This is a genomic window from Planktothrix sp. FACHB-1355 (assembly GCF_014748295.1).
GTDB classification, from domain to species: Bacteria; Cyanobacteriota; Cyanobacteriia; order Cyanobacteriales; family Aerosakkonemataceae; genus Aerosakkonema; species Aerosakkonema funiforme_A.
The window spans coordinates 1-15,619 of the sequence record NZ_JACJUP010000033.1 but is presented as its reverse complement, the minus strand read 5'-3'; the positions used below and the strand labels follow the sequence as shown (position 1 = coordinate 15,619).

At 45.9% G+C, this 15,619-nt stretch carries 17 protein-coding genes; 7 read left to right on the top strand and 10 right to left on the bottom strand.

What is annotated here, in order from left to right; genetic code table 11:
* A partial coding sequence (locus H6S82_RS03510) for a Calx-beta domain-containing protein (RefSeq protein ID WP_277926385.1) occupies positions 1 to 1,551 on the top strand: 1,551 nt, incomplete at its 5' end.
* 70 nt (positions 1,552 to 1,621) lie between these two features.
* Here H6S82_RS03510 and H6S82_RS03505 read toward each other — a convergent pair.
* Both H6S82_RS03505 and H6S82_RS03500 read right to left on the bottom strand, forming a co-directional pair.
* Complete coding sequence (locus tag H6S82_RS03505) at positions 1,622 to 2,344, bottom strand: hypothetical protein (protein ID WP_190462515.1); 723 nt, start codon at positions 2,342 to 2,344, stop codon at positions 1,622 to 1,624.
* Positions 2,345 to 2,459: 115 nt separating this feature from the next.
* Positions 2,460 to 3,530, bottom strand: a complete 1,071-nt coding sequence (locus H6S82_RS03500) for a D-alanine--D-alanine ligase (protein ID WP_190462690.1) — start codon at positions 3,528 to 3,530, stop codon at positions 2,460 to 2,462.
* 150 nt (positions 3,531 to 3,680) lie between these two features.
* Here H6S82_RS03500 and H6S82_RS03495 point away from each other — a divergent pair, with 150 nt between their 5' ends.
* Entirely contained in the window at positions 3,681 to 4,397 is a 717-nt protein-coding gene (locus H6S82_RS03495) for an SDR family oxidoreductase (protein ID WP_190462517.1), read from the top strand.
* A gap of 98 nt (positions 4,398 to 4,495) precedes the next feature.
* Here H6S82_RS03495 and H6S82_RS03490 read toward each other — a convergent pair whose 3' ends face one another.
* Complete coding sequence (locus tag H6S82_RS03490) at positions 4,496 to 4,756, bottom strand: hypothetical protein (RefSeq protein ID WP_242056804.1); 261 nt, start codon at positions 4,754 to 4,756, stop codon at positions 4,496 to 4,498.
* A 5-nt stretch (positions 4,757 to 4,761) separates the two neighbouring features.
* On the opposite strand from H6S82_RS03490, the gene H6S82_RS34285 reads away from it, so the two are divergent.
* Both H6S82_RS34285 and H6S82_RS03485 read left to right on the top strand, forming a co-directional pair.
* The gene (locus H6S82_RS34285) at positions 4,762 to 5,136 is read left to right on the top strand and encodes a VOC family protein (protein ID WP_347339456.1); all 375 of its coding nucleotides are present in this window, start codon (positions 4,762 to 4,764) and stop codon (positions 5,134 to 5,136) included.
* Positions 5,094 to 5,873, top strand: a complete 780-nt coding sequence (locus H6S82_RS03485) for a VOC family protein (protein WP_347339455.1) — start codon at positions 5,094 to 5,096, stop codon at positions 5,871 to 5,873. Before H6S82_RS34285 ends, H6S82_RS03485 begins: the two co-directional genes overlap by 43 nt.
* A gap of 203 nt (positions 5,874 to 6,076) precedes the next feature.
* On the opposite strand, the gene H6S82_RS03480 is transcribed toward H6S82_RS03485, so the two are convergent.
* Positions 6,077 to 6,712 carry a CPP1-like family protein gene (locus tag H6S82_RS03480; RefSeq protein WP_190462523.1) on the bottom strand — a complete coding sequence of 212 codons (636 nt, stop codon included), beginning with the start codon at positions 6,710 to 6,712 and terminating at the stop codon, positions 6,077 to 6,079.
* Between the two features lie 554 nt (positions 6,713 to 7,266).
* Between H6S82_RS03480 and H6S82_RS03475 the strand changes: the two genes are divergently transcribed.
* Both H6S82_RS03475 and H6S82_RS03470 read left to right on the top strand, forming a co-directional pair.
* Positions 7,267 to 7,992, top strand: a complete 726-nt coding sequence (locus tag H6S82_RS03475; protein ID WP_190462525.1) for a response regulator transcription factor — start codon at positions 7,267 to 7,269, stop codon at positions 7,990 to 7,992.
* Between the two features lie 82 nt (positions 7,993 to 8,074).
* Positions 8,075 to 8,827, top strand: a complete 753-nt coding sequence (locus tag H6S82_RS03470; RefSeq protein WP_190462527.1) for a response regulator transcription factor — start codon at positions 8,075 to 8,077, stop codon at positions 8,825 to 8,827.
* Positions 8,828 to 9,096: 269 nt separating this feature from the next.
* Here H6S82_RS03470 and H6S82_RS03465 read toward each other — a convergent pair whose 3' ends face one another.
* The 3 genes from H6S82_RS03465 to H6S82_RS03455 form a co-directional block, all read right to left on the bottom strand.
* On the bottom strand, positions 9,097 to 9,333 hold the full coding sequence (locus tag H6S82_RS03465) for a hypothetical protein (RefSeq protein ID WP_190462530.1): 237 nt from the start codon (positions 9,331 to 9,333) through the stop codon (positions 9,097 to 9,099).
* Positions 9,334 to 9,365: 32 nt separating this feature from the next.
* Positions 9,366 to 9,536 carry a ssl1498 family light-harvesting-like protein gene (locus H6S82_RS03460; protein WP_190462532.1) on the bottom strand — a complete coding sequence of 57 codons (171 nt, stop codon included), beginning with the start codon at positions 9,534 to 9,536 and terminating at the stop codon, positions 9,366 to 9,368.
* Positions 9,537 to 9,744: 208 nt separating this feature from the next.
* The gene (locus tag H6S82_RS03455; RefSeq protein WP_190462533.1) at positions 9,745 to 10,998 is read right to left on the bottom strand and encodes a TetR family transcriptional regulator; all 1,254 of its coding nucleotides are present in this window, start codon (positions 10,996 to 10,998) and stop codon (positions 9,745 to 9,747) included.
* Between the two features lie 191 nt (positions 10,999 to 11,189).
* On the opposite strand from H6S82_RS03455, the gene H6S82_RS03450 reads away from it, so the two are divergent.
* Positions 11,190 to 12,047: a fatty acid desaturase gene (locus tag H6S82_RS03450; RefSeq protein WP_190462535.1), complete on the top strand. Its 858-nt coding sequence runs from the start codon at positions 11,190 to 11,192 to the stop codon at positions 12,045 to 12,047.
* A 158-nt stretch (positions 12,048 to 12,205) separates the two neighbouring features.
* On the opposite strand, the gene urtD is transcribed toward H6S82_RS03450, so the two are convergent.
* The 3 genes from urtD to H6S82_RS03435 all read right to left on the bottom strand — a co-directional run.
* Positions 12,206 to 12,949 carry an urea ABC transporter ATP-binding protein UrtD gene (gene urtD / locus H6S82_RS03445; RefSeq protein WP_190462537.1) on the bottom strand — a complete coding sequence of 248 codons (744 nt, stop codon included), beginning with the start codon at positions 12,947 to 12,949 and terminating at the stop codon, positions 12,206 to 12,208.
* Positions 12,950 to 13,093: 144 nt separating this feature from the next.
* Positions 13,094 to 14,239, bottom strand: coding sequence for an urea ABC transporter permease subunit UrtC (gene urtC, locus H6S82_RS03440; protein WP_190462691.1), 1,146 nt, complete (start codon positions 14,237 to 14,239; stop codon positions 13,094 to 13,096).
* 497 nt (positions 14,240 to 14,736) lie between these two features.
* The coding region (locus H6S82_RS03435; protein WP_191056017.1) for a branched-chain amino acid ABC transporter permease at positions 14,737 to 15,619 on the bottom strand (883 nt) is incomplete at its 5' end.

Below are 15,619 nucleotides of genomic sequence, written 5' to 3'. Positions count from 1 at the left end.
TCTCCGACTCCTATTAATAATAATTTACCCCAAGTTTTTATTACTGATGCGACAGTTACCGAAGGTAACAACGGCATCACTTTAGCTAATTTTACCATCAACCTCAGTGTGATTCCCACTCAAGCCGTTATCGTCGAATATGCCACATCTGATGGTACTGCTACTACTGCAAATAAAGATTACTATCCTCATCCTACTACTGCAATTACTTTTAACCCAGGCGAAGTAAGTAAAACCATTAGTGTTGCTGTCTTAGCTGATACTACCAAAGAAGCGAACGAAACATTTTTTGTTAATTTGATTGGCGTTGCTAATGCCGTCATTGCTGACAGTCAAGCTGTGGGAACTATTAACAATGACGATCTAGAAGAGGATGAGGATTGTTTTTGTAAAGAAATCGGACATCCCAATCCAGATAATTTATTTTCCGAGGGAACAGCAGGCTATTTATTAACACAAATTAATCCCATCATTAATATCAAAACTGTTACAACAAGCGACAACGATCGTTTGACTGGTAGCGATGAAGACGAGGCACTTTATGGTTTAGATGGCGACGACTTTATTTGGGGAAAAGCAGGCAACGATAACTTAGTTGGAAATAAGGGAAAAGATACTATTTTTGGTGGTGACGATCGCGATTGGATTGCGGGTAATGAAAGCGAAGATGTTATTAATGGAAATGATGGTAACGATGTAATTAACGGCAATCAAAATAACGATGTTGTCCGAGGTGGTAAAGGTAATGATATCCTGCGCGGGGGTGAAGATAACGATCTAATTTGGGGCGATCGGGGTGATGATACCCTACTCGGAGATAAAGCTAATGATACCATTTTTGGCGGTGTGACAGAAGAGGAACTTGGCGATCCAAACGGACGCGATTTATTATTAGGCGGTACTGGGAATGACGTATTAAATGGCAATCAAGCTAATGATACTATCTGCGGTAATGAAGGTAACGATACGGTGCGGGGTGGTAGCGATGATGATATCGTTCTTGGCGATACCGGAGATGATGTAATATTTGGCGATTTAGGTAATGCTAGTCTCTGCGGTGGAGATGGTAACGATACCATTTATGGTGGAAATGGTAGCCATATTCCCATTATAAATAGTGGTCAAAAAGATTGTTTGTGTGGCGGAGATGGCAACGATATATTGTTTGGAAATGAAGGAGAAGATTGGGTAAATGGAGATGGGGGAGATGATAGCCTTTATGGTGGTAAAGATAACGATACCCTCAAAGGTGGCGATGGAAACGATTGGTTGAGCGGAGATTTAGGTAATGATATATTGAAGGGTGGGAATGGCAGCGATCGCTTTCTTTTATCTCCTGGTTTTGGTACTGACACCATCCTCGATTTTGAAGATAATATTGACTTGCTAGTATTAGGCGGGAATTTAAGTTTTTCCCAATTGAAAATTAGCCAAAGCAGTGATGGAACTGAGATCGCGATTACTAATACTGGTGAGATTCTAGCGATCCTCAAAGGAATAACAGTCGATCGAATCGAGCTGAGTTCTTTCCTGCTTAATCTGCCTTCTTAAAAAGAGCCCCAACTAAAATCTTTACTTTAGTTGGGGTAGTTCAAATTGAAAATCTGCAAATTGAAATGAACTAAAGATTTCGCAATAGGTAAGAAAGCGGCTGGCGTTTTCTTATATCCATATTTTCTGCCAATTTTACCTCTTTCCTATCATCCGGTAGGCTCGGTCTAAGCGGTGGTATTGCCCGCGTAGCTGCACCTGCCGCACCTGTTGTTGAAGGGTTAGTTGTTTGTGAAGCATCAGAAATTGGTTCTTTTCGGTGGGGTAAAAATGGTTTTTTTTTCCGTTGCTGAGTTGCTCGCTGTCGGGAAATTGGACGACCTTTGAGCGGTTTGCGAAGCTTGTGACGCTTGCGAGTACCATTAAACTGCCTGAGAATTACCCAAGCACCGGTGGCGCAGCCCAATGCGATCGCGCCGTACAACCACCCAGACTGTGTATTTTGGCTTTCATGCTGCAAAACCGTGTTTTGTGCGTTTGTCGCCGTTTTTGCTGCTGATGGTTGCTCTTTTCCCACGTAATCCGGGTCAGTCAAACGCAGCATCGCCAAACCACCAGCCAATAGCATTGCTGCCAAAAAAGCGCTCCACACCAGTAGCGGACATTTCTGAACCACCAGCAACACCGGGTTTAGGGGAGTTGCTCGAGCAAGTTTTTTCCGTTGCCGATCGAGATTTGCTGTTTTCAAGCGCGATGATTCCTCAGCTAGTGGTGCAGGCTTGCCACTGCGCCGGCGAAGCTTTGGGGCTTTGGAAGGGGGTGATTGCTGTTGTGCAATTTGGTTATCCGCCATACCCACTTTTCAATACCTACACCTTATCATGACAAGATTTTATGCTCTCTTGCAAAAGGTAGGCAAGCATTTGAGGCTATAATCCGCGAGGCATACACCACATCAGCCTTTTTTTCTAAGGTTTATAGCGTTCTAACGCTGCTTGAATTAACTTATCCGCTAATTCTGCAAAAGGAACGCCGCTATATCCCCACAGTTGGGGATACATACTTGTAGATGTAAAACCGGGCAAAGTATTAATTTCATTAATCAGTACTTCACCTGTAGATTCAACGTAGAAAAAATCTACCCGTGCCAACCCAGCGGCATCAACTGCGAGAAAAGCTTTTACAGCCATATCCTGAATTTGTGCAGCGACGGCAGCCGGTATGTTGGCAGGAATTATCAAATCTGCTTTTCCTTCCGTGTATTTAGTTTCATAGTCATAAAAATCACTTTTATAAGTAATTTCTCCGACTGCAGAAGCTTGGGGATTATCGTTACCCAAAACAGCGCATTCTACTTCTCTTGCCACTACTCCAGCTTCTACAATTATGCGGCGATCGTAGCTGGCTGCGCTATCTAAAGCTGCTTCCAATTGCGTGCGCGATCGCACTTTCGCAATACCTACCGACGAACCTAAATTCGCAGGCTTGACAAAACAGGGATAACCCAGATCTGCTTCTATTTCGTCGCATAGTTTCGGGAAAACGCAAGGGTTAGACCAAATCTGCGCTCGACTGACCGTCTGATATTTTACCTGTGGCAATCCCGCTTGGGCAAAAGCCGTTTTCATGGCAATCTTGTCCATCCCCACAGCCGAACCCAACACCCCGGAACCCACAAACGGAACTTGCATCAAACTCAGCAAACCCTGCACCGTACCGTCTTCCCCATTCGGGCCGTGTAAAATTGGGAACCAAACATCCACTGAATCCGCTTCCGGCGGGAATTGCCATCTCGATTTTGGATTCGCGTATTTTCCTTCTTCCTCTCCGACTTGGGGAACTTCCCCATCTAGCACCTGTTGTGCTGTTTCTCCACCTTGCCAGAAACCATCTTTTTGGATGTAAAAAGGCAATACTTCATATTTTTGTGCATTTTGCTCCGATTTCAGCGCTTTGGCGATCGATCTTGCCGAAACGATCGAAACTTCGTGTTCTCCCGAACGACCGCCAAACAACAGCCCTACTCGCATCTTACTCACCATTGATACCTCTGACACTCCTCTTCGCAGTTAGCCTATCACAACCGGAAATATGGGACGAGAGAAAGTTACCAGTTGAATGCCACTGGAGTTATCGATCGCCAATATCATTAAATATAATTAAGGTGATGTAAATAAATGTAAAGAACAATGCAGGACAAAGTGGTTGTTATCGTAGGCGCAACGGGTGGCATTGGTTCTGCCTTGACACGCAAACTAGCACCTTTAGGCACTCGTTTAGTCTTAACAGCTAGAGATAACAGCCGATTAGCCAATTTAGCATCTTCCCTACCGGGAACGCAGGCAGAGCAAGTTTTAACAGTACCTTGCGACATTACCCAGCCGCAACAAGTAAAAACTTTAATCGAAAAAGCGGTGGCTCATTTCGGGCAAATTGATGCCCTGGTAAATGCTGCTGGTGCCGGTATCCTCAAACAGTACAACAAACTCGAACCAGCAGACCTCGATGCCATGCTCGATTTAAACTTAAAAGGCAGCTTCTACACCACGCAAGCGGCGGCAGAAGCCATGAAAGAACGGAAATCCGGTCATATTTGCAACGTAGTGGGCATTTTGGGCAAGCACTCAATGGCAATGGCAGCAGCTTACTGTGCTTCTAAGTTCGGTGTGGTCGCTTTTAGTAAGTGCATGGCGGACGAACTGAAGCGCTTTGGCATTAAGTTCACCCTGTTTTACTTTGGGGGTGTCGATTCTCCCTTCTGGGATAATGTGAGTTTGAAGGTTGACAGGTCAAAAATGCTCAGCACGGAAACTGCGGCTGAGGCTATTTTGTTTGCTCTGCGTGCCGAACCGCAAGCTGTACCGATGGAAATCAATATTCAGCCAGAAAGCCACTTATTTTTCTGATGGTTCGGTGATAACCTCTCTCCAGACAGATTGAAATCGCTAAAATAAGCTGGCAAATTCCTTCTAGTCGTGCGGCAAGCTTACCAGATCGAGGCGCTTTAGCTGCGATCGCGACTGGTTGTAACTGCTGTAAAAACCAAAAAGGCTAGGCCCAGACCGATCGCTATTTCCTCACTCCAGGGTACAAAATGCCACTTCAACCAGTACGCAAAACTTTGAGTTATTTGGGCAAATGCGAATAATGCTTGGGCAAGAACCTTAAACAAAACATAAGCAATTGCAGCCACTCCAGCTGCTCTGATCAAAGGATTATTGAACATAATCGTGCGTTGAAAAGCTTCTATGCAAATTATTCCCAAATTCTATGCAAATTGACCACTTTCACTTCTATGTAGAGAACGCGCAGAAATGGCGTGACTGGTTTGTTGGCAAACTCGGCTTTCAAGCGCTAGGAAGCGATACCAGCAATCATACTCGCACGGAAGCGGTCAAAAGCGGGCCTGTCTGTATTCTTCTCTCTTCAGCGCTCACCTCTGCTAGCCCGGTTGCAGATTTTCTGCGATCGCATTCTCCCGGTATTGCAGATATTGCTTTTCTTGTCAAGGATATTGAATCGCTCATCGCAAAGGCAGTCAGTCACGGTGTTACAGTCCTGCAACCCATCCAGTACAAACAACAAGGTAATTCCTATTTAAAGTGGCAAAAATTGCTGCTTGGGGGTGTCTCAGTCACACTTTAATCGAGCGAATGGGAAATGGAGAATGGATAACCGCAAATTTTTCGCCTTCTTCACCTCTCCAGGTCTCTCCCTCGCCGTTTATCGGCATCGATCATGTGGTGCTGAATGTGGGTAGTGGAGATTTGGAAAGTGCGGCAACTTGGTATGAAAATGTGCTGGGATTTCGACGCCAGCAGAAATTTGACATTCAAACGTCTCGATCGGGCTTGCAGAGTCAGGTAATGCTTCATCCCAGCCACTTAGTAAAATTTCCGATCAATCAGCCTTCATCTGTCAATTCTCAAATTCAAGAGTTTTTGGATATCAATGGAGGGCCAGGAATCCAGCATATCGCTTTGCAGACATCAAATCTCATGGAAGCGATCGCGCAACTGAAAACCTCTGGTGTAAGTTTCATTAAAGTTCCTCCTACTTACTACACTCAGTTACAGCAAAGAGAAAGACTGCCTCTATCGCCTACAGAATTGCAAGAAATTGCCAATCACGAAATTCTGGTGGATTGGGAGGATATTTGCCCGCAGACAAGAGAAACGGCTCCCCTACTGCTTCAGACCTTTACAAAGCCAATTTTTACGCAGCCAACTTTCTTCTTTGAGGTAATTGAGCGGCGAATCTGCTATGTTAACGGGCAACAGAAGCAAGCGCAGGGCTTTGGCGAAAGGAACTTCCGGGCCTTATTTGAAGCGATCGAACAAGAACAAATCAAGCGCGGTCAAAAGTTAAAAGTTAAAAGTTAAAAATTTCCCCCTAGAGCTAAGCGATCGCAACTCCATACAAACATACAGCCCCGATGCGATCGTTGCCGATCTCAGCGAGGCCGTAGGACGTAGTTTTGAGCCAATCGCGGCCACAATATCGGGACGCGACGCATTTCCACAGCGAACTAAAGCGACAAGACAGCACCCTTTTTATGCAAAATCTTGTCCCGACTTGGCTGACCTCACCGTAGAAAGCTGGTAACCAACCACAGGATAAACAAAGTTACCCAAGTTTGGATTACCAAAGCGATGCTTAAAGGGCTTTGCGCTGCCAAAGCCAGATTTGGAAATTGACTTTGAATCAAGGCGTTAACGACAGCCGAAAACAGTAAGCCACCAGTCAAGCTAGACAGCGACACCACGACAGCTCGCCCCAGCTTTCCTTCCTTGCGAGAAAGGAAATAAAGGCTGACCAAAACCGCTGCGGCCAATATCCCAGACGCCGAAGGCGGATAGTAAAAAGTCAGACCAGCCAAAACCGAGAAAATACCAGCAGGCCACAAAATATCGGCCCGACTGGGAGTATCCAGCAGCCCTTGCAGCCAAGAACTAGATTCCTTTACAGGTGCTGGCGAGGCAGGAGGGGGAGCCTGAGCTAAGCGTTCGGCAAATCGGATACCTTCCGGAACCTTGATTTTTCCTTCCTGGCGCATTCGCAGACGTTCCATCAAAATGGCATCGTAGGCTGCTTCGATCGTTTCCTGACGTTTCGGGTCGCCACTGTTCTCCTCAGTCAAGCGATTGCGAGCCGCTTGAATCTCGTCGAATGTCGCGTCCTCGTTCAGTCCCAATTGTTTATAGTGATTTTCCGTACTCATTTAAAACCTCCAAGACATCCCATCTTGCCACCTATCGTTATCGACCCCAAGCTGCTTGCGGTTCTGCGCGATCTATATTCTGCCCCCACATGGCTGGTCGCACGTCGCAGTTAGTTGTGATTGGTTAAAAAAGTAATTACTGCTGCAAGTAGTTTAGCCTGAGATCTGGAAAGCGATCGTTGCCTTATTTTCTCGCTCACACAGCCAGTCAGCCCAATCAGCCGTTTCAAAGTCTTATCTACCCCAGCAGGTCCATTAACATAGACTCACAGCCACTGCCACTAGATTTGAAACCCACCCTCTACCCGATCCAATAGGCGGTAAATTGTTGACATAACTAGGAAAAGAGGTTTGTCAATCATCGAAAGTGTAGTTACTGAGTAGGGCATACTAATGCTGGGCTCCTGTGAAATCCTTTAAAATGCTGGATACACAATAAATACGCGAATCTGTCTTCAGCCATGTCGCTGTACTCTTTCCCCAAAGCTCGCATCCAGCTTTTCTGTTCGCTAGTTTATCCTCAACTTTAACTTATAACTGTAAAAGTGGTGGCCATGTCTCTCGCCAAGATTCTTGTCGTTGATGACGACCCTGCGGTCCGAAACTTAATCCAGCGCTTCTTGACTAAGCAAAATTACCAGATGGAGTCTGCTGCGGATGGTAAGACGGCCATAGCCGTGTTTGAGCAATTCAATCCAGACTTAGTAATTCTGGATGTAAATTTGCCTGACGCCAATGGCTATAACCTCTGTCAAGAAATGCAGAGCCGCACTGGTGTATTTGTGCTAATGCTAACAAGCCGGACAGACGAAGCTGATAAAATTACAGGATTTTCCAAAGGTGCCGATGACTACATCACAAAACCATTTAGTCTAAGTGAATTGGGAGTCAGAGTAGCAGCTATTTTGAAACGTCAGCGGGTCGTGACTACAGCCGAGCAACAACGTATCATAGTTGACCAACTAATGATCGATCCGGTGCGTAGGGAGGTAACGCTCAACAATCAGAGCGTACCCTTAACAGCCCTAGAGTTCGATCTGCTACACTTTTTAGCCAGTCATCCCGGTAAAGTTTGGCGTCGTTCCGAACTGATCCAAGCTGTGTGGGATTACGAATACGTTGGCGATCAACGGGTAGTTGACGTTCATGTTGGCCAAATTCGTAAAAAGCTCGGCACAGATTTACTTCAGCCAGATAAGATGATTCGGACGATTCGCGGCGTTGGCTACCAATTTGAGGTTCCCGAAAATACAGGTGCAAGCAACCAATCTCAGCCGTGAAGTAATGAGGTTTCTGGCTCCTTGCGGGCCAGTTCCCCAAATCAACTCTTGCAATTTTAACTGTGCTGCTTGAGACTTTACCATGAAAACCGATGTCCCCCGCAGAAAGATTTTAGTTGTTGATGACGACCCAGCAATCCGGAATTTAATTTATAGGTTCTTAAGCCAGAGCAAGCAGAACTATCAGATAGAATGCGCCGCAGATGGTAAGAACGCCTGGGATATTTTTGAGCAATTCCACCCTGATTTGGTAATTTTGGATGTCATTTTGCCAGATGCGATCGGCTTTAAACTCTGTGAGGAAATGAAGAGCCGCAGTGATGTTCTTGTCATGCTGCTCACAAGTTTAACAGACGTAAAATCCCAAGTCACTGGATTGGAGTCAGCCGACGCTTATGTCACCAAGCCTTTTTATGTGGAAGTCCTGGAAAAACAAGTGCAGGCTCTTTTGCGGCGAATTACAGTGACGGTGACTGCTGGGCTTCAACAGCAGGCTTTAGTTTTGGAAAATTTAATCATCGATTCTGTACGTCGAGAGGTCACCCTCAACAATCAAACTGTACTGTTAACTGCTTTAGAATTTAATTTGCTCCATTTTTTAGCTAGTCATCCGGGAAAAGTGTGGCGGCGCGGCGAACTGATTCGAGAGGTGTGGGGTTACGAACACACAGGAGTAGAAGGAGAAGAAGACCGAGTTGTAGATGTTCACATCGGTCAAATCCGCAAAAAGATAGAACTAGATGCGAGTCAGCCGAAATTGATTCAGACTGTCCGAAACGTGGGCTACAAACTTGTGGTTCCCGCTACCCAAACTCTGGAAAAGTCTCAGCCGTAAAATACTTCTGTTGCTAATGCTAATACCTAAGTTTTAACGATTTTTTCGGAAAACTTACGATCGAAATTACCTATTTGCCATTAATAGCAATTTGACTATCGAGAGCCTGCACTTTAATAAGTGTAGGCAGAATAATTCTTCCTTTTGGGAAAAACTATTCTGCGTTCATTAAATGGTTGCCATACTCCAGTTTCTCTAATTCACTTCCATATGAGTGAAGCTTAAGAGTATAGGCTGGAGTTTTACAAATACCCCGCACGATCGCCTCTTTAGAACGAGCGGAAGAAAAATGAGCCGGCGACAACTGCTGTGACTACAGCGATTAAAACATTATTGAAAAATTGCCCTACTTCTGGATTATCGCCCAGCGCTGCATCATCGCGTCCGGCGGTGAAAAACAGCGACCAAGCTTGATTGGCAGTGATGTTGGCAAAGTTGTTGAATTCAGGATTAAAGATAGTGGCTGCACAAACGTAGCTACGGGCAATATCAAAGTCAGTTTTCATTTTCAATCTCCCGATTCTTAGATAGAAAAGCTCTAGCTCACAGCAAAGGCTGTCAGTACCACACCAGCCAGTAAAACGATCGCCCCTAAGCCCTGAAACAGGTAGCCGCGCTGCTGTGCTTTGGTTGGGTAGTCGGCAACGTACATCTTTGGCTCAATGGCAAAGTTGTTTAGAAGTCCGCTTTCTTCTTTGGTGTAGCTCATTTCTGTCTCCTTGTTGTTTCTCTATGTTAACTAATGTAACAGATTGTAAAGAAATGTCAAGGGGATATTTTAAAAAAGATCCGACTTCTCCGAGCGGGAGAGTGGGGGAAGTCAAAAGTCAAAAGTCAAAAGTCAAAAGTCAAAATTCCGCTTCGTACCTCCTCCCTCTTCCCTCTCCCCCTAGCCCCTAGCCCCTAGCCCCTAACCGCTATATTTTGCTGGCTGGAGGTCGATCTAATCGGATGGCTTGTTCCAAAGCTGCCTTTTCTTGCGCCCTACGTGTATAGGGTTGCAATTGTTCTGGATCGCAGCCAGTTAGGATACTTAAACCTTCTAAGTTCATGCCCCGCATCAACATCTCAACACACCAAGTTTGTTGGGCTTGTTCGATCGCCGGAGGATATCCTGATAGTGTGACGATATCTGCGACGAGCTGCTGCCAGCGCAGACGGACCTCTACTTCAGATATCGGTCGTCCGTTGTCGTTGATAAATAATGCTGGCTGTTCGTCCCTTCGCGTCTTGAGCCATTGGGTCAGGGGATTTTTCGTGTAAGTGCCGTAACGATGTCCCATAATCCATTGATTTACAGGCACTTGGCGTTTTGCGCCTTGGTGTACTTGCAGCAGATGTTGTCGATCGTCAAAAATAGAGTGCGATCGCTGGAGACTGGCAATTTCCCCAGGACTTAAGCCAGTCGCAAACAGGACGTAAACCAAAGCGTAGTCTTGGGAACCAGATTTGCGAGCCTTTTGCAGGATCGCTCGCACCAAAGGCGCTGGTAAATCGAGAACCTCTTCTGTCAGCACGCTCGCATTGCAATCTACCGTTGTTAAACTGCTTGTTTGTTCTGCTGATGTCGCCTCAAAACGTTCCGTGGAGAGAAATAACTCTACTAAATCGGCAATAAATGCGGCTTTATCTGACCAGAGTTCGTGAAATTCCGTCGTAAATTCGATCGCCGCATACCCCAGTAACAGCGTATTGAGCAAGCTAGCCAGCTTCGCCACCTCCATTTGCGATCGCACCTGTTCCCGTGAGATCACCGCAGTCAAATACTGCACCGTGTAACGATGAATTTGGGCCAACCCTCGTCCGATCGCCTGTCGGTTTTCTGGTGGATAGTGACCCGCTTCTCCCACCAGCGATCGCACAAATTCTCGAATTTCTTCCAGCGCTCCCAAATAACCCTCTGCATAAGCTTGCAGTCCTTGAGCCAAGCCCTGAATTTGATTTGCCTGTTGTCCCAGAGCTTCCCCAAGTTGCGTAAAAACCTCTGCTTCTTCAATTACAGCCAGAAGCAAGCCATGCTTACTGCCAAAATTACGGAATAACGTTACTTCATTTACATCAGCCAATTCAGCAATCTGCCGAGTTGTCGTCTCAGTCACCCCCTGAGCGGCAAACAGTTGTAGTGCTGCTTGCACTAAGCGCTGTCGAGCGGATTTGCGTTGAGCTGTCATAAAATTATTTGCAAGTACTACTTGCAGACCAGGGAAAAAATTGTTAGGCTGGAAGCAAGCAATACTTGCATACCTGAGTTCACTGTAGCGCTATTCCCAAGATCGAACAAGCGCGATCGAAACAGAAGGAGCAGCACAAGCTAGTCCTGAATTGGGCAAACAGGATGCAAGACTCTCAAATAGGAAAGTTTATGACCTCAAATTCGAGCGCAACATTACAAAAATCCTCAGAATCGCTCAAACTGAGTTGGACGAATGTTGCCTTTTTCGGGACTGTTCATGCTCTAGCGCTGCTGGCTCCCTGGTTCTTCTCTTGGTCTGCCTTGGGTGTGATGATTTTTCTCCACTGGTTATTTGGCAGCATCGGCATCTGTTTGGGATACCATCGCCTGCTCACGCACCGCAGTTTACAAGTGCCTAAGTGGTTAGAGTATATCCTGGCTACCATTGGGGCTTTGGCTCTTCAAGGAGGGCCGATGTTTTGGGTCTCCGGACACCGCCAGCACCACTTGCATACGGAGGATAAAGATAAAGATCCCTATGCAGCGTCGCGAGGTTTTTGGTGGAGCCATATGCTGTGGATTTTCTATCCTCGCTCTGAGTTTTTCGATCGCGATACTTATCAGAAATACGCTCCGGATATGTCTCGCGACCCATATTACAACTGGCTCGATCGCCATTTCTTGATGCTGCAAATTCCAGTCGCTCTATTGCTCTATGTTTTGGGAGGATGGTCTTTTGTCATCTATGGAGTCTTCCTGCGAGCTGTGATTTTGTGGCACACCACTTGGTTGATTAACTCCGCCACTCACATGACAGGCGATCGCCGCTTTGAAGTTGCAGACGGTTCCCGCAACCTTTGGTGGGCAGCAATTCTCACCTACGGCGAAGGTTGGCACAATAACCACCACGCTTATCCTAATGTGGCCAAAGCCGGTTGGAAATGGTGGGAATTAGATATGACTTGGTGGGCGATCGAAGCATTGGAAACTGTGGGATTGGCTAAGCGCATTATTCGCCCCCCCGCAGAAGCGATCGCCGATCTGTGATACCAAATCCGAGTTTGTTAGCCTCTTTAATTTTTGGCCATTTCATTGTAGAGACGTTTCATGAAACGTCTCTACTTTCCCATCTGCTATAGGCTGCGTTTATCTGTTGTCATCTGCGGTAAAAATTGGCGATTGCCATAAACCATTAACCATCACAATTATTCATGAGAACCCAAATATACCTCAATCACACGAGGATCGTTCTGCACCTCTTCAATAGTGCCTTCACACAACACCGAACCCTCGTGCAACACCGTCACCTTGCGAGCAATTTGGCGCACGAATTCCATATCGTGTTCGATTACCAAAATAGAATGACTCTGGGCTAGTGCTAGTAGTAACTCCCCAATGTTGTAAGTTTCTTCATCGGTTAAACCCGCCACTGGTTCATCAACTAATAACAAATCCGGAGATTGAGCTACTAACATCCCAATTTCTAAACGTTGTTTCTCCCCGTGGGAAAGTAATCCAGCTTTGATATCTGCTTTAGCCGATAAGCCAATAGTTTCCAACAAACCTGCCACCGTGCGACGTTCTTCACTAGGAGAATTGCCAAATAAAGTTGCCAACACATTTTTATTGCGGTTACAGGTAATTTCGAGGTTTTCCCAAGGAGTTAGATTCAGATAAATTCGGGGAGTTTGAAACTTGCGACCAATTCCCAAACGAGCGATTTGATGTTCGGAAAGGCGTTTAGTATTTCGCCCTTTAAATAGTACTCGTCCTTCCGTTGGTTGGACTTTGCCGGTAATCACATCCAGGAATGTTGTTTTGCCAGCACCGTTGGGGCCAATTACTACGCGCAATTCCCCAGCGTCCATATTGAAATTCAAGTTTCTCAGGGCTTTAAAGCCATCAAAACTAACGGTTACGTTTTCAGTTTCTAAGATTTTTCCATTCATAAGAGGCTTAGGGGCTAGGGGTTAGGGGTTAGGGGCTAGAGGCTAGGGGGAGTGGGGGAGCGGGAGAATAAATCTTTTCCCTTTTCCCTCTTCCTCTTCCCTCTTCCCTAGCCCCTAGCCCCTAGTCCCTTTTTTGACTTTTATCTACTCTAGTTCTTCCCGTTCGATCTGGACTTCGGGATTTTCTGCCAAACTGGGATATGTAGTGGCGTACTTGCGGATTCCTAATAGCGATCGCATATTCTCAATTCCCTCAGTTTGCAGCCAGCCCACCACACCATTGGGAAGCACCATTACCACAATTAAGAATAATGCGCCTTGGAAAAATAGCCAAATTTCCGGAAATTGTTCGCTCAAAATACTCTTGCCAAAATTTACCGCGATCGCACCCAGCACTGCTCCCATCAAAGTAGCGCGACCTCCCACCGCTACCCAAATTACCATTTCAATTGAAAAGGCAATATCCATCGCTTTGGGCGATATTAAACCAGTTTGCAGCGTAAACATAGCACCGGCAATTCCAGCCAAACCTGCTGAAATCGCAAATACCAAAACCTTAAAGCCTGTCGGATCGTAACCCGAAAAACGCACTCTGGCTTCATCATCGCGAATGGCAACTAATAGCCGACCGAATCTTCCACTTGTCAGCCAACGGCAAAGGGCATAAGCACCTACAAGCAATACGACTGTGAGCGTATAAAAAGCAAACTGCGTTCGATCTTCGTTGACATTCATTCCCAAGAAAGTCTTGAAATTGGTTAGCCCATTAGTACCGTTGAAAAGTTTCTGCTGACCGTTAAAGAAATTGAAAAATACAATTGTTGCTGCTTGCGTCAAGATGGAAAAATAAACGCCTCGAATCCGGTTGCGAAATACCAAATAACCAAGTATTCCAGCCAACACAGATGGTAGAATGAATACAGCTGCCGCAGTGAACGGAAACGAATAAAATGGTTTCCAAAACCAAGGCAGTTCTGTTACCCCATAAAGGCTCATAAATTCCGGTAATTGCACGCTGGCATCCGGGGGAAGTTGCAATTTCAGGTGCATGGCTAGAGCATAACCGCCGAGGGCAAAAAATACGCCATGACCTAAACTAAGCATTCCCGTATATCCCCAAATTAAATCTATACCAAGGGCGATAATAGCTAAGGCTAAAAATCGGCCTAGCAAGTTGACGCGAAATCCTTGCCCTATGATGGTTAGAAAAGGGGGAATTAGTACGATCAGGATGAGAGCGATCGCCACTACCGCAGCTGCTTCAATCAAGAGCGATCGCTTTTGTTGCATCAGCACCTGAAACAGTTGCTGAGGAGATTGAACTAAGGAGATATTGCTAGAGTGGGAGGATTCTAAATTCCTTTTATTTTGCCGATTTCCCCTTTTTACGTAAGGGTAGTGGTATATTTTCTGATTTCCTCCCCTTTCCGGCGCTGCCATTCTCTCTTTCTCGAACGAGTTAAGTGACTGCTCTGAGGTTGTTGGAGCGTTCGCAGAATGAGATATTTGTTGCGTTTTACTATTTACCCCTTCTGCTTGTTTGCTGATCGGCAAATCTTTAGCTTTCTCTTTTTCGTCTTTGTTATTTCCTGAAACTTTACTTTGTTCCGACTCAGAACTTGGCACATTAGCGTTGTCAATCGACACATTATTAGTATCCGAATCTCCAGCAGTTTCGGTATTTTCTGTGTAGTCTTTTCTCACGAGAGGAAAGTGGTATATTTTCCGACTTCTCCCGTTTTCCTCCTCTTGCATTTTCCCTCTCTCCCTTTCTTGCTATTAATAAACTAGGCATCAACAGTGCGCCCTTTTTGCGGGAAAATACCAGCAGGACGGACTTGCAGAAAAGCAATAATCAGCGCAAATACCATCACCTTCGCCATACTCGTTGTGGCAAAGAAAGTAAAGAAATCAGCTAGAGGTTGTATCGGCGCGAGCAGCAAAGCCAAAGTTCCAGAACCGATAATATAATTGAGCGTACCGATCGCCATTGCCGCGACAATACTGCCCACCAATTTACCAACACCGCCCACAACTACAACCATAAACGTATCCACGATATAATTTTGCCCTGTATTTGGCCCTACAGAACCGAGCAAACTTACCGCGCATCCTGCTACGCCAGCTAAACCGGAACCCAGCGCAAAAGTGAGAGCGTCAACTTTTTGGGTAGCGATACCCAGACAAGCGCTCATTGTGCGATTTTGCGTTACCGCACGAATTCGCAAACCCCAAGCAGAACGTTGCAAGAACTGGTAAATACCGACAAGGCAAATAATCGTTAGTACAATAATGAATAGGCGTGCGTAAGGCATTTGGAAATCGCCCAAAGGTAAGCCGCCGCGCAACCATTTTGGTGCCGTAACATCAACGTTTTGAGCGCCAAACCAAGGTTTGTTGACCGCGAGTTTAAAAGTTTGGCTTAATAATGCGCCAGTTGTCAATGCGATCGCACCCGCAAGCGGTAACATAATCCCGATTGCCAATTTGCGAATGCGATCGAAATCCGGACGCCGAGATATTACCCACAAACCGCCAAAAAACAAGATAGAAAACAGGGCAATTCCAATCACCAGCACCCAGCTTACACTGCGAACAAACTGCTGCAAAATTAAGCTAACTCCCCAAGTTGCCAGCAACGTTTCCAAAGGTCGCCCGTAGAGATAGCGA